Annotated in this window: 16 protein-coding genes; 9 read left to right on the forward strand and 7 right to left on the reverse strand. The window is 67.6% G+C overall.

The genetic code is table 11. The features are described 5' to 3' along the window. Positions 1-40 precede the first annotated feature (40 nt). A complete protein-coding gene (locus JZ792_RS03995) occupies positions 41-244 on the reverse strand; it encodes an EF-hand domain-containing protein (RefSeq protein WP_216906921.1) in 204 nt (67 codons plus the stop codon). Positions 245-536: 292 nt separating this feature from the next. On the opposite strand from JZ792_RS03995, the gene JZ792_RS04000 reads away from it, so the two are divergent. Beyond that, complete coding sequence (locus tag JZ792_RS04000; RefSeq protein WP_232839623.1) at positions 537-1082, forward strand: PaaI family thioesterase; 546 nt, start codon at positions 537-539, stop codon at positions 1080-1082. Between the two features lie 54 nt (positions 1083-1136). On the opposite strand, the gene JZ792_RS04005 is transcribed toward JZ792_RS04000, so the two are convergent. From JZ792_RS04005 to JZ792_RS04030, 6 genes are read right to left on the reverse strand one after another with little or no spacing between them, the layout of a single operon-like run. Continuing rightward, positions 1137-1979 (reverse strand): acyl-ACP desaturase, encoded by an 843-nt coding sequence (locus JZ792_RS04005; protein WP_216906923.1) that lies wholly within the window; start codon positions 1977-1979, stop codon positions 1137-1139. Between the two features lie 18 nt (positions 1980-1997). Further along, complete coding sequence (locus JZ792_RS04010) at positions 1998-2870, reverse strand: SAM-dependent methyltransferase (RefSeq protein WP_308165133.1); 873 nt, start codon at positions 2868-2870, stop codon at positions 1998-2000. Continuing rightward, positions 2867-3130: an acyl carrier protein gene (locus tag JZ792_RS04015; RefSeq protein WP_216906925.1), complete on the reverse strand. Its 264-nt coding sequence runs from the start codon at positions 3128-3130 to the stop codon at positions 2867-2869. The genes JZ792_RS04010 and JZ792_RS04015 overlap by 4 nt, the downstream gene beginning before the upstream one ends. Then, the gene (locus JZ792_RS04020) at positions 3127-3678 is read right to left on the reverse strand and encodes a PaaI family thioesterase (RefSeq protein ID WP_254189233.1); all 552 of its coding nucleotides are present in this window, start codon (positions 3676-3678) and stop codon (positions 3127-3129) included. The genes JZ792_RS04015 and JZ792_RS04020 overlap by 4 nt, the downstream gene beginning before the upstream one ends. Positions 3679-3691: 13 nt before the next feature. After that, on the reverse strand, positions 3692-4480 hold the full coding sequence (locus JZ792_RS04025) for a ferritin-like domain-containing protein (RefSeq protein ID WP_216906927.1): 789 nt from the start codon (positions 4478-4480) through the stop codon (positions 3692-3694). A gap of 46 nt (positions 4481-4526) precedes the next feature. Continuing rightward, positions 4527-6197 (reverse strand): AMP-binding protein, encoded by a 1671-nt coding sequence (locus tag JZ792_RS04030; RefSeq protein WP_216906929.1) that lies wholly within the window; start codon positions 6195-6197, stop codon positions 4527-4529. Between the two features lie 255 nt (positions 6198-6452). On the opposite strand from JZ792_RS04030, the gene JZ792_RS04035 reads away from it, so the two are divergent. The 8 genes from JZ792_RS04035 to JZ792_RS04070 all read left to right on the forward strand — a co-directional run bounded on the left by JZ792_RS04035 (position 6453) and on the right by JZ792_RS04070 (position 16346). Further along, a complete protein-coding gene (locus tag JZ792_RS04035) occupies positions 6453-7691 on the forward strand; it encodes a cytochrome P450 (protein WP_216906931.1) in 1239 nt (412 codons plus the stop codon). Continuing rightward, positions 7688-8914, forward strand: a complete 1227-nt coding sequence (locus JZ792_RS04040) for a cytochrome P450 (protein ID WP_216906933.1) — start codon at positions 7688-7690, stop codon at positions 8912-8914. The genes JZ792_RS04035 and JZ792_RS04040 overlap by 4 nt, the downstream gene beginning before the upstream one ends. Next, positions 8911-10230: an NAD(P)/FAD-dependent oxidoreductase gene (locus tag JZ792_RS04045; RefSeq protein WP_216906935.1), complete on the forward strand. Its 1320-nt coding sequence runs from the start codon at positions 8911-8913 to the stop codon at positions 10228-10230. Before JZ792_RS04040 ends, JZ792_RS04045 begins: the two co-directional genes overlap by 4 nt. A 31-nt stretch (positions 10231-10261) precedes the next feature. After that, the gene (locus JZ792_RS04050; RefSeq protein ID WP_216906937.1) at positions 10262-11542 is read left to right on the forward strand and encodes a cytochrome P450; all 1281 of its coding nucleotides are present in this window, start codon (positions 10262-10264) and stop codon (positions 11540-11542) included. 138 nt (positions 11543-11680) lie between these two features. After that, positions 11681-12613, forward strand: coding sequence for a LysR family transcriptional regulator (locus tag JZ792_RS04055; protein ID WP_216906939.1), 933 nt, complete (start codon positions 11681-11683; stop codon positions 12611-12613). An 86-nt stretch (positions 12614-12699) separates the two neighbouring features. After that, positions 12700-14364: an AMP-dependent synthetase/ligase gene (locus JZ792_RS04060; RefSeq protein ID WP_308165134.1), complete on the forward strand. Its 1665-nt coding sequence runs from the start codon at positions 12700-12702 to the stop codon at positions 14362-14364. Positions 14365-14493: 129 nt separating this feature from the next. Then, positions 14494-15744, forward strand: coding sequence for an NAD(P)/FAD-dependent oxidoreductase (locus JZ792_RS04065; RefSeq protein ID WP_216906941.1), 1251 nt, complete (start codon positions 14494-14496; stop codon positions 15742-15744). Beyond that, the gene (locus tag JZ792_RS04070; RefSeq protein WP_216906943.1) at positions 15741-16346 is read left to right on the forward strand and encodes an SGNH/GDSL hydrolase family protein; all 606 of its coding nucleotides are present in this window, start codon (positions 15741-15743) and stop codon (positions 16344-16346) included. Before JZ792_RS04065 ends, JZ792_RS04070 begins: the two co-directional genes overlap by 4 nt. Positions 16347-16374 lie beyond the last annotated feature (28 nt).

The raw sequence follows: 16374 nt of genomic DNA on the forward strand, positions 1-16374 counted from the left end.
CCGGGACCGACTCGCTCGCGCAGCCCGCGTTCGGACCGACTCAGATACGGTCGCGCGCGGCCTGGACCTCGTGCTTGACGATCATCCCGTCACCGTCGCCGTCGAGAGTGTCGAACATGGCGATGATGTCGTGCGGCTGACGTCCCTCGTTCTGGTAATGCGCGAAGAATTCGTCGCGGGTGACGTAGCCGTCGCCGTCTCGGTCCATGAGTGCGAAGGCGGCGAGAATGTCGCGATTGTCCATTCGGTGCTTCTCCCAACTTCTAGGCGAAGTGGTCGAATACCACTTCGCGACAGGTGGTCGAGCCGTAGTGGAAAACTGACGCGTCAAGGGTAGGCGCACAGGGGGGCGATCGGTGGCGAATTCTTCGATATTTCTGCACGCGGTGCGTCATGACATCGAATGCGTACCTGCGTGACGCGGTATTTCCGGCCATTGTCACGGATCGTGAAACGCCGTTCGTGAGGCGTCGATCGCGAACGTCGATCGCGCCAATCGAATATCGCGCGGGGACCGGCGTCCCCCCGGGGAATGGGTGAGCGTTGAGAAGCCGATGCGGATGCGCGGCGAATTCGGCACTTTGTACGGCAGGGAGGAAGATCTCATGACCAGCACCCAGACCAACGGCAGTGGACTCACCGGAACGGTCGCGTCGCGAGCCGGTGAACTGACCGAGGTGTTCGAGCGGGGCCTGCGGGAGAATCTGGGCGTCGGCGCGTCGCTCGGAATCCGGCAGGAGTACGTGGGCGACGGTCGTACCCGCTACTACCTCGACCCGAATCCGGCCACCATCAACGCGATGTTCACCGTGCACGGCGGCGTGCTCGCCACCCTGATGGACACCGCGATGGGTAGTGCGGTGTTCACCAGGCTCGCCGACGGTGTCGCGTACACGACGCTGGAACTGAAAGTGAATTTCATCCGGTCGGTCACGCTCGACGGCAGCAGGCTCACCTGCGATGCCGAGGTGGTGCACGTCGGGCGGCGCACCGCCACCGCCGAGGGCCGGATCACCGACGCGGGCGGGAAGCTGATCGCGCACGGTTCGACCACCATCCTGGTCCTTCAGCCGGGGAGCTGACCCGACGAGAAGGGGCCCGCGACACGATGTCGCGGGCCCCTTCCTCGTTCGCGGTCAGGCCACGATCCGGCACTGGTCGATGAATCGCACCAGTTCGTCGACCCGATCCGTGCGGGCGTCGACCGCGCGGTCGATCACCTTCACCAGATGTTCGTAGGCCTCGGTGTGGTCGTATTCGGCCACGTCCGCGATCTTCAGCGCCCAGCGCCAATACCCGCGCATGGTGTCGGCGAGCGGCATCCGGAAATGCGCGACCACGTCGCGGATCGGTTCGACGACGGCGTCACCGTGGACGCGCAGATAGCGCCCGACCACATCGGCCATGAAACTGAAATGCCGTGCCTCGTCGCGCGCGAGCCGCGACAGCACCGTAGCGAGCACCGGATCGCCCACCACGTCACGCAGCTGCTGGTAGTACATCTGCGTCGCCTTCTCCTGCACCAGCGCGTAGGCGAAGAACTGCACCGGATGCTCGTAGGGCAGGTCGAAGGGACGGCGACCCTCCACCGCCAACGCGGTGCGAAGGGCGTCGCGCTCGGCCATCCCCGACGCCTGCTGGTAGCGCGTCAGCGCGCGGGCATGGGTGTCCTCTTCCAGGGCCCAGCGGACCGTGAAGTGGTACAGCTCGCGATTGTGGACGAAGGTCGGCGCGTCGACGGTGTCGTCGACCGGGAAATACCGGTGGTACACCTCGAAATAGCCGGGCAGGTGATCCTCGATGAGCGTGATGAACTCGACCGCCGAGCGTTGCCCCTCGCTGAGCAGCCCCGCGTCGGCGCGGTTCCAGTCGACGGCGGTCTCCACATCCCAGCCACGGGCGGCGGGGGAGGCGGCGAGGAACCCGTCGACGGCATCGGCGATATCGCCGACGGAGATCAATCCGGACTCGATGTCCATGGTCGTCGTCCTCCGGTGTCAGCGGCCGTTGCGGCACACCAGCGCGTAATGCTTGGTGGTGTACCCCCAGCCCGCGTTGGCGATCTCCAGGTAGTGCCGCAGCCGCTGCGCCATGCCCGCCCCGTGCGAGTCGATCGTGGCCCCGTTCGCCTCGACGTTGGCGATCCAGTCCTCGATGGTGCGGTGGTAGTCCTCGGTGAGATCGTCCACCGAGATGATCGAGAAGCCCGCGTTCTCCGCGGCGGTGACCAGATCAGACAGCGGCCGCAGATCGCCCCAGCCGAAGATGTCCTCGCGGACGAAATCGGTACCGGCCCTGTCATCGAATCGGGCCCGGATCGCGGCATTGCGGAAGCAGCTCTCCGAGACGTAGAGCCTGCCGTCGCGGCGCAGCACCGCCCGCGCGCGCCGGAACACCTCGTCCAGGTCGGGCATGTGCACGATCGACCCGAGCATGGTCACCGCGTCGAAACCGCGCGCGGGCAGGTCGAGACGTTCGAAGTGGCCGACCCTGGTGCGGACCAGATCCGCGACGCCGCGGGCGGCGGCCTGTTCGGCGATGTACCCGTGCTGGCGCGGCGCCGGACTGACACCCAGCGTCTCGCACCGCAGTTCGGCCGCCATGTACAGGATCAGCGAACCCCAGCCGCAGCCGATGTCGAGCAGCCGTTCCCCGCCGCGCAGGCCGAGCCGGTCGGCGACGAAGCGCAACTTGTTGCGCTGGGCCTGTTCGAGGGTGTCGTGCTCGGACAGGTAGCGGCCCGCGCTGTACTTGCGCAGCGGATCGAGGAACTGGCCGAAGATATCCGGGTCGAGGTCGTAGTGCTGATTGGTATCGGCGATCGCGCCGGGCGCGCTGACGCTGTCGGCCGTTACGCTGTCGACGCTCACGCGGCGGCCTGGCGCAGTTCGCTGTCCACCACGGCGACGACATCGTCGAGTGTGGCCATGCCGAAGACGGCCTCGTCCTCGAGTTCGATGTCGTAGGCGCGCTCGATCTTGGCGACCATGCGCAGCACCCGCACCGAGTCGACGCCCGCCATCGCGCGCAGATCGACATCGGGACGCAGTTCGGTCTCGGCGATACCGGTTTCGGCCACGGCGATGGCGGTGATGGTGCGCAGGATCTCGTCGGGGGTGTTCGCGGTCATAGCAGGACTCCGTTCGTTGCGGGGTGTTTCGTTGCGGGACGGTCGTGCGATTCGGGGTCGAGAGCGTGTGAGAGCAGGGCGACCTCGTCGTCGTCGAGCGTCAGCTGATGGCGCACGTCGCGGAAGTCGAAGGGCTGGTAGGTGGCGGTCGATCCGGCGCACAGCGCTCCGGACGCGTCGAGGATTTCGGCGTTGCCCTGGATCAAGGCATCCGCGGCGCTACCGGAAAGACTTGCCACGCAGGTGTATTCGTGATCCACGAGCAGCGGTGTGACGAACCGGGTGCGCTGGGAGACGGTGAACGCGGGCGTGTGCCGTGCGAGCACGATCAGATTCCCCATCACCTCGTCGCAGATCACGCCGGTCAGACCGCCGTGCACGACACCCGGGTAGGACTCGAAGGATCGACCGAGCCGGAACCGGGCCTGCAACCCGTCGGGATGGGCGGTGAAGACCAGCCGCAGGCCGCCTTCGTTGTGCGGGGAACACCCGAAGCACCGGTAGTCGGGGATGACCGACCACGGTACGGTGATGGTTTCCTGATCCATGGCGTCGGCCGGCTCAGACCAGCGCGTCCGCGAGCGCGCGGCGCACCCGGGCGTTACTCGACAGATCGAGGCCGGTCATATTGGCGAAGGTGCGGCGGACCTTGTCGTGCAACACATCCAGTTCACCGACGGCTGCGACCTGTTCGAGGAACAGCTCGAATCCGGTATCGATGGTCTCGTGATCACCGAGTTCGGTGATCCCGGATTTGAAGGTGCTCACCGGATGTTTGATCTTGGCCTCGGAGCTGTAGACGTAGAGCGTTTCCAATACGGAGGGCAGCTCTTGGGGTCGCCGCTTCAACCGTTCGGTGGCGTAGTGGATGAATTCGCGGGCATGGCCCGCTTCGTCGCGGCTGGCGTCGAGCAGCAGATTCTTCAGCACCGGCTCGCGCACCCAGTTCGACACCGCGCGGTAGATGTGGTTGACCGTCAGCTCGGAGATGATGTTGGTGGCCAGGGTGGCCGAGGGGGTGGTGCCGGGGGCGTAGGGCTCGCGCATGGAATCGACGGCCTTCTCGTCGACGGCCTCGCCGACCGCGCCGAGCCACGACCGGAAGGCGTAGTGGTGTTGCACTTCCTGATAGCCCCAGACCACGGCGAAAGTGGAGAAGTCGTAGTCGTCGACGAATTCGTTCATGAATCCGTGGACGGCGGCGATCACATTGGATTCGCCCATGGTGGCGCTCTTGGCCAGGGTGATGTACTCGGGGCGGACCAGACTGCGGTCGATCGCGTCGAGATCCAGGTCGGCGAGGCGCCAGTGCAGCCGCTCGTAATGGCGGAACACGTCGTAGCTGTGCATCGTGGCTCCAGATCGGTAGGGGCGGTGCGGAAGTGGCCGGAGGGGTTCAGTGACCGGCGGTGAGCAGGTCACGTGCGGCGAGACGGCGGAGTTTGCCGCTGCTGGTGCGGGGAATGCTGCGCGGGGCGACGATGTGGACTTCGACGGCGGCCAGGCCGAGTTCGGCCGCGATCCGGTCGCGGATATCGCGGGCGAGCAGCTCGGCCTCGGCGCCGGTGCGTTCGGATTCGGCGATCAGCGCGATGATGTCGGCGCCGCCCGGATCGGCGGCCGCGGTGCACCGGCCCTTGTAGATACCGTCGAGATCGCCGATCGCGGCCTCCACGTCCTGGGCGTAGTAGTTCGCGCCGCGCACGGTGATCATGTCCTTGCTGCGGCCGGTGACGAAGAGTTCACCCGCCCGCAGATACCCGAGATCGCCGGTGCGCAACCAGCCGTCGTCGGTGATGAGGCCCGTGGTCGCGGCAGGATCGGCGGACAGATACCCCGCGGTCACCGCGTCACCGCGGATCAGGATCTCGCCGACCACGCCGTCGTGTAATTCGGTTCCGGTATCGGGCGCCACGACGCGCAGGGTGAGTCCGGCCACGGCCGAACCGACGCTCGCGACCGCGCGTGCGCCCGCGGCGTCGGAGGGGACGGTCTCGGCGCGACTGTCGTCGCAGAGCCGGGCGCGGTCGACCCATTCGAAGACCGGTGCGCGGCCCAGCGGCGGGAAGGCGACGGCGAGCGTCGCCTCGGCCATGCCGTACACGCCGAACATGCTCGACCGCGCGAACCCCGCCGGTGCGAAACGTTCGCAGAACGCGGAAACCACGTCGTGCGAGATCGGTTCGGCTCCGTTGAACGCGATCCGCCAGCGCCGCAGATCGAATTCGGCGACCTCTTCCGGCGAGATCGCGGCCAGCAGCGATTCGTAGCCGAAATTCGGCATCGCGGTGATGGTCGATCCGCTCTCGGCGAATTCGGCCAGCCAGCGCGTCGGATCCTTGACGAACGACATCGGCGACCACACGTGCGCCGGGATACCGCGAAGGACCGCCGACAGCGTGCCGAACAGACCCATGTCGTGGAACAGCGGCAGCCAGAATCCGCCCTGATCGTCGAGGCTCAGGTCGATGCCGGAACGGATGGCGGCCAGTCCGCTCAGCACGTTGCGATGGGTCAGGCGAACACCTTTCGGCATCGCCGTGCTGCCGGAGGTGAACTGCACGATGGCGGGATCGTCGCCCCGCATCTTCGGCAGTGCGGTGTCGGTGTCCTCGGTCGCGTCGGCGAGGCGGGCCAGCGCACCCGCGTCGAGCAGTTCGGCCTCGACCACGTCGGCGAGGAGGGGCGTGAGATCGGCGAAGCGATGCGAGACGAGGAGGGTGTTCATTCCCGCCGCCTCGGCGATGGCGGCCAGTTTCCTGGGATAGCCGCCGGTCTGTTTCGCACCCGCGGGCAGCGGAAGGGGCGTCGCCGCACCGCCCGCCGCGGCGACGGCGAACAGACAGATCAGGAACTCCGGTGCGTTGGGGCACAGGATGCCGATCGGTTCACCGCGCCGGATCCCGCGCCGGACCAGCGCGGCGGCCATCGAACGTGCCGCCCGATCGAGTTCCCGATAGCTCAGCGATTCGGAGACCGACCAGAACCGGGCGTGCACCAGGGGGTGGTCGGCGGCGACGCGGGCCAGCAGGCCGTGCAACGTTTCGGCCGAATCCGCAGAATTCATGTTTTCCACGACAACAGCGAATTGTGACAACTCTTTGAACGCATCATGAATTGAACGGTTCGATATGAATCCGCGATCACGCCATTGTTCCGGGTGATCGAGTAATTCCGCTATGGCGCGATCGAAACAGTCGATTGCCGAGGCGTCCCCGCCGGTCGATGGCACGATTGGTCTCGAATGCGCTGGGCTGCAAGCCGTTCCGAACGGCCGGGGTGCGGTGCGATTTTCACCTATTTCTGTATCCAGGAGTTGCCGGTGATTTCCGACCATTCCGCGAGTGCGGCGCCGACCCCCGTGCAAATCGCGGTCCTCGAGAGTATCGCGCCACATATGCGGCACAATCCGTACGGCAGTTACGAGATATTACGCGCCGACGGCCCGTTCGTCCCGGGACCGCACGACACGCATCTGGTCACCCGGCACCGGGAGGCGCAGGCGATCATGCAGGACGCCAGGTGGAGCCATGCCGAGGAACCCGAACTCCTGCACGGCGACAGCGAGGTCGAACTGCCGGGGTCGTTCCTGTGGATGGAACCCCCGGAGCACACCAGGTTGCGCGGCCTGGTCGGCAAGGCGTTCACCGCCCGCACCATTTCCGGCATGCGTGAGCGCGCCGAGCAATTGACCGGGGATCTGCTGGACAAGGTCCTCGCGCAGGGCGAGGTCGACCTGCTCGACGCGCTGGCCTACCCCCTTCCGTTGACCATGGTGTGCGAACTGCTCGGCGTCCCCGAGGAGGCACACGAGCACGTCAGGACCATGTCGACGGGTATCGCTCGCGGGCTCGATCCGGATGTGCTGCTCTCCCCGGACGAATTGGCCGCGCGGACCGCGGCCGTGCACGCCTTCCTGGAATTCTTCGGCGACCTGGTCGACCGACGGCGCGCGGAGCCACGAGCGGATCTGATCACCGCCCTGGTCCAGGCGGACGACGCGGGCGCCGGACTGACTCGCACCGAACTGCTCGGCACCCTGCTGATCCTGGTCGTCGCCGGCCACGAGACCACGGTGAACCTCATCGGCAACGGTGTACTGGCCCTCATCCGCCACCCGGAGGAATTCCAGCGACTGCGATCGTTCCCGGAACTCGCGGAACCGGCGGTCGACGAAGTGCTGCGCTACGACGCACCCGTGCACCTGACCACCCGCACCGCCCACGACGAAATCGCCGTGGGCGGAAGGATATTCGCCCCCGGTGACGCGGTGATCGTCCTCCTGGCCTCCGCCAACCGCGATCCGCTCGCCTTCCCCGACGCCGATCGCTTCGATATCGCCCGCTACGCGCGCGGTACTCGCCCCGAAAGGCACCTGTCCTTCGGCCTCGGCCTGCACTACTGCCTCGGCGCACCGCTGGCCCGGCTCGAGATGTCGGTGGTCCTGCGAGCTCTCGCGAGCCGGGTCGAGTCGATGACGCTGCTCGAGGAACCGCCGTACCGACCGAATGTGGTCGTGCGCGGCATGTCGCAACTTCGTGTCCGAATGGAGCCCCGATGAGCACCGCACTCCCCACCGGCGTCACCTTCGACGCCTGGCAACCCGATCAGCACGCCGATCCCTATCCCGCCTACCGCCGGGTGCGCGACGCGACGGCGTTGTTCCCGTTCGAATTCGGCGACGTGCCGGTCACGATGGTCACCCGCTACGAGGAGTGCGCGCAGATCCTCACCGGCTCGGACTGGGGGCACGGGTACAGCGCGGGTATCAGCCCGTTCCGCGACACCACCGCGGCCATTCCGGGGTCGTTCGTCCGGATGGACCCGCCCGAACACGGCCGCTATCGCAAGGTCGTCGCGAAGGCGTTCACGCCGAAGACCATGGCGGAGATGTCGCCGTTGGCGGGCCGGGTCGTCGGCGAACTGGTCGATCGCGCGCTCGAACGCGGCGAACTCGACATCCTCAACGATCTCGCCGTGCCGCTGGCGGTGGCGATGGTTCCGGTACGCCTGCTCGGCGCCGACCCCGCCGACGGCGCGCTGTTCCGCGAATGGCAGCTGGCGATCGCGCGCGGCAGCGACCCCGATTGGCTGCTCGGCGAGCAGGACGTCGCGGCCCGGGGCACGGCGGCGATGGAATGTATGGGCTATTTCGCGCGGGTGGTCGCGCGCAAGAAGGAGCAGCCGAGTTCGGATCTGCTCGGCGAACTCGTCGCGGCCTCGGCCGCGGGCGTGCTGACCGAACCCGAGGTCATCGGCATCGCGCTGTTGACGCTGGTTGCGGGCATGGAGACCTCGATCAATCTCATCGGCAACGGCATGCTCGCGCTGCTGCGCAACCCCGACCAGGTGGCGATCCTGCGCGAGAATCCGGACCTGATCGCGCCCGCCCTGGACGAGATGATGCGCTACGACCCGCCCACACAATTCACCATCCGGGTCGCGCTGGCCGACACCGTGGTGGGCGGGCGTACGTTCCGCCGTGGTGACGGGGTCGTGGTGCTCACGGCGTCGGCGGGTCGCGACGACCGGGTGTTCTCCGACGCCGACAGCTTCGACGTCACCCGTTACGCCGGAAACCGGCCCGCCCGTAAACATCTCGGCTTCAGTCTCGGCATCCACTTCTGCGTCGGCGCGCCGCTGGCCCGGATCGAAGCCGACACCGCCGTGCGTACCCTGTTCGAACGGACCTCGTCGGTGGACCTGGCCACCGACCGGATCGACTACCGACCCAGCCTGATCCACCGTGGGATCGCCGCCCTCCCGGTGACGCTGACACGATGAGTGCCGATGGCTCCGGGCACGCGGTGGTACTCGGCGCGGGAATCGCCGGAATGCTCACCGCCCGTGTGCTTTCCGACCACTTCGCGCGGGTCACCCTGATCGAGCGCGACCCGCTCGACGAGGAGGGCTCGCGCCGGGGCGTCCCGCAGGCGAGGCATCTGCACGGCCTGCTCGACCGCGGCCGCACCATCATGGAGGAGCTCTACCCCGGGTTCACCGCGCGGGTGGCCGGACTCGGCGCGCCCACCGCCGAGGCACTGCTCGGCACCCGCTGGTATCTCGGGGGCCTTCGGGTCACCCCGACGTCCACCGGGCTGACCTCGCTGATGGCGACGAGACCGCTGCTCGAATCGGTCATCAGGGACCGCACGCTGGCGATTCCCGGTATCACACTGCGTGATCGGACCACGGCGAAGGCGCTCGCGGGCACCGCGCGTGAAGTGACCGGGGTCGTGGTCTCCCGCGACGACGACCCGCGGACATTGGCCGCCGATCTGGTGGTGGACGCGACCGGACGGGCCTCGCGCGCACCGGAGTGGTTGCGAGCCCTCGCGGCGCCGGTCCCGCCGCAGGATCAGGTCGAGGTCGATCTCGGCTACGCGTCGCGGTTCTACCGCCGCAGTCCCGGCCAGCTCGACGATCACAGCTCGGTCATCATCTCGACCGGACCGAACGGACGCGGCGGCGGCGCGATCCGCGTCGAGGACGACCGCTGGCACGTGACACTCGCCGGAATGCTCGGCGATCATCCGCCGACCGATCCGGCCGGCTTCGCCGCCTTCGCGGCCACGCTCGCCGCACCCGACATCCACGGCATCATCACCGCCGCCGAACCGCTCGACGACATCGTGCCCCACCGGTTCCGGCATTCGATACGACGCAGGTACGAACGCCGCGGCGCGCACATCGACGGATTCCTCGCCCTCGGTGACGCGGTATGCAGTTTCAATCCCCTCTACGCGCAGGGGATGTCGGTCGCCGCGCAGCAGGCACTCGCGTTGCGCGACTGCCTCGTCGCCGCGGGCACGGCGGATCTGCCCGCGCGTTTCTACGCCGCCGCGGGCCGGATCGTCGACGTCGCGTGGCAGATGTCGACCGGCTCGGACCTGCGCTACCCGGGCGTCGTCGGCGACCGCACGGCACGTATCCGTGTCACCAACGCCTACGTCGGCGCGGCCCATCGCGCCGCGCATACCGACCCGAAGGTGGCGCGGACCTTCCTGCGCGTCGCCAACCTCGTCGAGCCACCCGCCGCGCTGCTACACCCCGCGATGGCGGGCCGAATACTGCTGCGTGGCAGTCGAAACCATCGTTGACCGATCGTTCGAACAGGAGGCACCACCCGCTATGACTTCCGAGACAGTCGCACCCGCTCCGCTGACGGTCGTCGCGGAACGCGACGCCGCGATCCAGGACGCACTCGTGAAACTGTTCGGCCCCGAAGGCCGATCCGACCCCTATACCCCCGGCCGCGTACTGCGCGAGGCGGGCCCGGTGCATCAGACCCCACTGGGCCACCGCGTCCTGACCCGCTACGAGGATTGCGCCGCGGTGCTCTCGACCACCGCGTGGAGCCACGCGGAGGAAGCGGGGATGATGCATCCGACGGTGTCGCCCGAAGACGCACCCGAGGAACTGCCGACCTCGTTCCTGTGGATGGAACCGCCGGACCACACCCGGCTGCGCAATCTGGTGACCAAGGGTTTCACCCCGCGCATGGTCACCCGGCTGCGGCCACGGATCGAACAGCTCACCGAACAGTTGGTCGACAACGCCCTCGAGGCCGGGGAATTCGATCTGGTCGAGATGATCGCCTACCCGCTGCCGCTGGTCATCGCCTGCGAGCTGATCGGCGTCCCCGAGGAGGCCTACGCCCAAGTGCACCGATGGTCGCTGGATCTGGCGCGCGGTTTCGACCACGACTACACGCTGCCCGAGGAAGCGCTGCGGGCCCGTAGCGCGGCCTCGCGCGGTTTCATGTCCTACTTCCGCGAATTGCTGAACGAGCGCAGGGCCCGTCCCACCGACGACCTGCTCAGTGTGCTGTCCCAGGTCGAGGACCGCGGTGACGTGCTGACCGAACAGGAACTGCTCGCCACCTGCATCACCACCTTCGTCGCCGGTCACGAGACCACGGCGAACCTGATCGGCACCGGCATGTTGCGGCTGATGCGCAATCCGGACCAGATCGCCGCCATGCGCGCGAACCCCGGCCTGACCGCCTACGCCCCGGACGAACTGCTCCGACTCGAGCCGTCGGTGCAGATCACCACGCGGGCCGCGACGCGCCCGATCACCGTGGCAGGGCACGAATTCGAGAAGGGGGAGGGTGTCGTGGTCCTGATCAACTCGGCCAACCGCGACGCCGCGGCCTTCACCGACCCCGACCGCACCGATGTCTCGCGCTACGCCGACCGGATGAAACCGGCCAACAGGCATCTCGGTTTCAGCCTCGGCATCCACTACTGCCTGGGTGCGCCGCTGGCGCTGCTGGAGATGGAGGTACTGCTCGACGTATTGCTGCGCAAGGTGCGCGGCATCGAATTGCTTTCCGACACGCCGCCGTTCAAGCCGAATGTCGTCATTCGCGGCCTCGAAGCGCTGCCCACCGCGTTCACAGCCGATTAGCCGCGCCGTCACCATCGCGCCGATGGACAGCGGATTCGGTTCACCCATCCGCAACTGTTTGGGCAGGTGCTGTGCGGGCTCGGTTCATTCTCGGTTACTTGGCGAAGCTAGCGTATCGGGTACCCGGAAGGAGTCGGCATGGAGTTCCGACATCTGGTCTCGTTCATCGCGATCGCCGAAGAGCTGCACTTCGGCCGCGCAGCGCAGCGCTTGCATCTGACGCAGCCCAGCCTCAGCACACAGTTGCAGAAGTTGGAGAAATCGCTGGGGGTACAGCTCGTTTCACGCAATTCGCACGAGGTGAAGCTGACCCCCGCCGGTTTCGAGTTCGAAAGTCAGGCACGACTGATCGTGGCCCAGATGGAGCGGGCCACGAAGTTGACGAAGGCTACGGCAGCCGGGCGGGCGGGTTCACTCAATGTCGGGTACAACCTGCCTGCCAGTCGACACGTGGTGCCGGACGCATTGGAGCGGATGACCCGCAGACATCCCGATATCGTGGTGTCACTTTTCGAGAAGCGCACCGGACCGCAGCTGGCGGCCCTGGCGGACGGCTCACTGGATGTCGCCCTGGTCTACGGGCATCCGAGTACTACCGAATTCCGGTATCGGCGACTGCTGCACCGGGTTCCGCTCGTCGCGGTCGTGGGCCGCAGGCACCGGTGGGCGGACCGGCCGGGTGTGCCTTTCGCCGAATTGGACGCGCAGGAATGTGTCCTGTTCGCCCGCGAGCAGTGTCCGGCGATGTACGACGCGATCTTCCAGGCGGCGGCGGATAAACGGATCTCGCTGGAGGTGGTCCACACCGCCGACGACCCGGGGGCGACGGCGCATATGGTCTCGGTGCGCCCGCTCGTCGGTTTCGCGTCGCTGCCCCGCGCGGTGTCGATGGGCATGGGCGCCCCCGACAGCAGCACGGTCGCGGTGAAATTATTCGATCCGGTTCCCACACTCGATCTCTACGCGGTATGGCTGGCGGCCGAGGCGAATCCGGCGGTATCCCTGTTTCTCGAATGCATAGAATCGGCCGAATCCCCACGAATCGATATTGCGCGCGCGGCAACCGCATGACCACGTCGATAGGATTTGACATTCGCGCGGTCGCCAAGGAGGTATAGCGGAGACATCATTCGTCGTCGCCGAGAAGAATTGGCGCTGTGAATAGTGTCTCGATCACCGAAAACGGATCAGATCTGGCGGACCACACCGGTTTGTACTCGGTGATATCCGCGGCGGCGGCGGGGAATCCGAAGCGGAATTCCCTGTCCACCGCGGACGGAACCGTGCTCACCTGTGCCGAACTCGACACGGCGGTGCGCGCGGTCGCCTCGGCGCTGCTCGCCCGCGGTGTCGCGGCGGGTGACCGGGTCGCGGTACTGGGGCGGACCACACTGGAGTGGGCGCTGCTGGACTGCGCGATCCTGGCCGTCGGCGCCGTCCTCGTTCCCGTGTACCCGACCTCGTCGCCGGTGCAGATCAAACACATCCTCTCCGACAGCGGCAGCGCGCATTTCGCCGCCGAGGACGCGACCGACGCCGAACGGCTGACGGCGGCGGGCGCGACGGCGGCCTGGACCTTCCCCGAGATAGCTACCTGGACGACCACGGCGGTCGCCCCCGAACTCGACGCCCGCATCGCCGCGGTCCGCGCCGACGACCTCGCCATGATCGTGTACACCAGCGGCACCACCGGAGTTGCCAAGGGCTGCATGATCACCCACCGCAACATGTACGTCTCCTCGGCCAACACCGTCCGCCAGACCGGCGCGATGTTCGACGGAACCACCGTGCACGCACTGCCGCTGGCACATGTCTTCGGTCAGACCATCCTGTTCGCGTGCCTGGTCGGCGGTTCGCAGACCTACCTGCTGCCCGGCATCCCCGACCTCGTACCCGCACTGCCGCGGCTGCGCCCCACCTTCCTCGCCATGATTCCCTACGGGCTGGAGAAGATCCGAAAGTTCTGCCGCACCCTGATCACCGAAGAGGCCGAACGGGAGGCGGTCGCACGCGGACTCGACATCCTCGGCGCCGGCGCGGCACCGGAATTCACCGACAATCCGGTCGGCGCGGCACTGGGCGGCAGGCTGCGCCACGTCATCTCCGGCGGTGCGTCCCTCGACGATTCAACCGCCGGTTTCTACGCGGGTTTCGGTGTGGTGATCCTGAACTGCTACGGCCTGACCGAGGCGGCGACCGCCGTGACGGTCAACGCCCCCGAGACGAATCGCCTCGCCACCACCGGTCGCCCGATCCCTGGGACGTCGGTCGGCATCGGCGCCGACGGCGAGGTGCTGGTGCGCGGTCCCCATGTCTCGCCGGGATACTGGGGCGCGGCCGCCGACCAGCGGCCCGTCGACGACGAGGGCTGGCTGCACACCGGTGACCTGGGCGAGCTCGACGCCGACGGGTTCCTGCGGATCACCGGACGCAAGAAGGAAATCCTGGTCACCTCGACCGGTAAGAACGTCGCGCCCGCCCCGCTCGAGGATCGGGTCCGGCTGCATCCGCTGGTCAGCAATTGCATGGTGATCGGTGACGGCCGCGCCTACGTCACCGCGCTGGTCACCCTCGACGAGCCGCAGGCCCAGCGCTGGCGCGCGGCGAATCCGGCGGGTGATCCCGCCGCGGCGGTCCGGGCCGCGGTGGACGAGGCGAATTCGCTCGTCTCACGTCCGGAATCCATTCGCGAATTCCGGATCGTCGACGGCGATTTCACCGTCGAGAACGGTCTGCTCACCTCGTCGCGGAAGTTGCGCCGCGCCGCGATCGAATCGGCCTATTCGGACGATATCGATCAGCTCTACCTTTCCCGCGGGTGAATTCGCGGGAAATCATCCGCGTGATAGCCGGGACCGATCGGCCGATGAATTACGGCTCGGCCCACTGGTTCCCGGCCATTCACGGCGACAGACTCGAATCGTCATTCGACTACCGAAAGTGATGCCACCATGTACGACGTCATTGTTGTCGGAACTCGCGTCGCGGGCGCACCGCTGGCGATGCTGCTGGCCAGGCGCGGCTACCGGGTGCTCGCCGTCGACCGGGCCACCTTCCCCAGCGACACCCCCTCCACCCACTACATCCACCAGGCCGGCCTGAGCCTGCTGAACTCGTGGGGCCTGCTCGACCGGGTGGTGGCCACCGGATGCCCGCCGGTGCGCAACCTGAACTTCACCTACACCGATATCGTCATCAACGGCATGGCCGACCCGTCCGCCGACGGCATCGACGCGGTGTACTGCCCGCGTCGCACCGTCCTGGACAAGATCCTGGTCGAGGCGGCCGGTGAGTCCGGTGCCGAGGTCATCGAAGGTTTCGGCGTCACCGAGTTGGTCTTCGACGGCGATCGGGTGGCCGGTATCCGCGGCCGGGTCGGCGAGGGCGCCGAGCAGGAGTTCCGCGCGCGGCTGGTGATCGGCGCCGACGGGTCGAATTCGACGGTGGCCAAGCAGGTCGGCGCGCAGGAGTACGACGGCTCCGCCGCCGCCTGCTTCATCTACTACTCGTACTACGAGGGCGTCGACTGGGGGATGCAGCACCGCACCGGCTTCGGAGAGCAGCAGTTCGCCGCCTGGCCGACCAACGACGACCAGTACCTGGTCGCGGTGATGCGCAAGCGCGACCGCTTCCGCGAGTTCCGCGCCGATCCCGACGGCAGCGTGCAGGAGATCATCGACCAGATCGACCCGGCGATCGGCGCGCGCTTCCGCGACACCGCCGAGCGCGTCGAACAGTTCCGACCGATGCTCTACCCCGACAACTACCGGCGGCGTTCCTTCGGACCCGGCTGGGCACTGGTCGGCGACGCCGGCTATCACAAGGACCCGTTCACCGGCTGGGGCATCACCGACGCCTTCAAGTACGGCCAGTTGCTCGCCGACCTCGCCCACGAGGGCCTGTCGGGCGCGCGCCCGATGGACGAGGCCCTCGCCGAGTACGAACGCGAACGCGACGCGCAGAGCGCGAGCACTTACGAGCTGACCCGCAGCATCTCCGAACTCACCCTGACCCCGTACTACGACTCGGTCTTCCGGGCCACCAGCATGAGCCCCGACTACTCGAAGAAATTCTTCGGTCTGATCGCGGGCCTGTACCCGCCGGACAAGTTCTTCGGTGAGCAGCAGCTGGCCGACCTGTACGAAGAGGTCGGATTCCCCGAAGCCGACCGGCACGTGACCAATACCGAGGCGCTGGCATGAGTGCGGCCGGTCTGGTCGCGCTCGGCGACAGTTTCGTGGAAGGCCGGGGCGACCCGGCCACGGGCGGCGGCTACCGGGGCTGGGTGGCGCGCCTGGGCGGCCAACTCGGTATGCGCCCCGCCGCCGTGCGCAATCTCGGCGTGCACGGTGCGACGACCACCGCGGTGGTCGCCGCCCAGCTGCCTTCGGCCCTCGCGGCGCGTTCGAACGTCTACGGCGTCGTCGTCGGCGTCAACGATCTGGTCAGCGATTTCGAACCCGACCGATTCGCGGAGAACCTGCGCACCATCTTCGGCACGCTGTGCGATTCGGGCGCAACGGTTTTCACCGCCAGCTACCCCGATATCCCGGCCCGCCTCCCGGTGCCGGACGGCTTCCGCGGACTGCTGCGCGAGCGGTTCGACTACGCCAACACCACCCTGGCCGAGGTCACCGCGAACACCGGCGCCGAACTGCTCGACATCGCGGCCCGCCCCGAATGGGAACGGGCCGAGGTGTGGACCGAGGACGGCCTGCACCCGAGCCCGCTCGGCCACCGACTATTCGCCGCGGGCGCGGCCGAGGTCATCGCCTCGGCCACGGCGACCAACGTCGCCGCCTGACCCGCATCGCTGCTCGAGAGGAATTTCC

Origin of the sequence: Nocardia noduli, from assembly GCF_019038455.1 — a bacterium.
Lineage (GTDB): Bacteria > Actinomycetota > Actinomycetes > Mycobacteriales > Mycobacteriaceae > Nocardia > Nocardia noduli.

Excerpts from the sequence above, each read along its gene's own strand:
- JZ792_RS03995 (WP_216906921.1), bottom strand. The coding sequence starts at position 244 with ATGGACAATCGCGACATTCTCGCCGCCTTCGCACTCATGGACCGAGAC.
- JZ792_RS04005 (WP_216906923.1), bottom strand. The coding sequence starts at position 1,979 with ATGGACATCGAGTCCGGATTGATCTCCGTCGGCGATATCGCCGATGCC.
- JZ792_RS04015 (WP_216906925.1), bottom strand. The coding sequence starts at position 3,130 with ATGACCGCGAACACCCCCGACGAGATCCTGCGCACCATCACCGCCATC.
- JZ792_RS04020 (WP_254189233.1), bottom strand. The coding sequence starts at position 3,678 with ATGGATCAGGAAACCATCACCGTACCGTGGTCGGTCATCCCCGACTAC.
- JZ792_RS04025 (WP_216906927.1), bottom strand. The coding sequence starts at position 4,480 with ATGCACAGCTACGACGTGTTCCGCCATTACGAGCGGCTGCACTGGCGC.
- JZ792_RS04030 (WP_216906929.1), bottom strand. The coding sequence starts at position 6,197 with ATGAATTCTGCGGATTCGGCCGAAACGTTGCACGGCCTGCTGGCCCGC.
- JZ792_RS04040 (WP_216906933.1), top strand. The coding sequence starts at position 7,688 with ATGAGCACCGCACTCCCCACCGGCGTCACCTTCGACGCCTGGCAACCC.
- JZ792_RS04045 (WP_216906935.1), top strand. The coding sequence starts at position 8,911 with ATGAGTGCCGATGGCTCCGGGCACGCGGTGGTACTCGGCGCGGGAATC.
- JZ792_RS04050 (WP_216906937.1), top strand. The coding sequence starts at position 10,262 with ATGACTTCCGAGACAGTCGCACCCGCTCCGCTGACGGTCGTCGCGGAA.
- JZ792_RS04055 (WP_216906939.1), top strand. The coding sequence starts at position 11,681 with ATGGAGTTCCGACATCTGGTCTCGTTCATCGCGATCGCCGAAGAGCTG.
- JZ792_RS04065 (WP_216906941.1), top strand. The coding sequence starts at position 14,494 with ATGTACGACGTCATTGTTGTCGGAACTCGCGTCGCGGGCGCACCGCTG.
- JZ792_RS04070 (WP_216906943.1), top strand. The coding sequence starts at position 15,741 with ATGAGTGCGGCCGGTCTGGTCGCGCTCGGCGACAGTTTCGTGGAAGGC.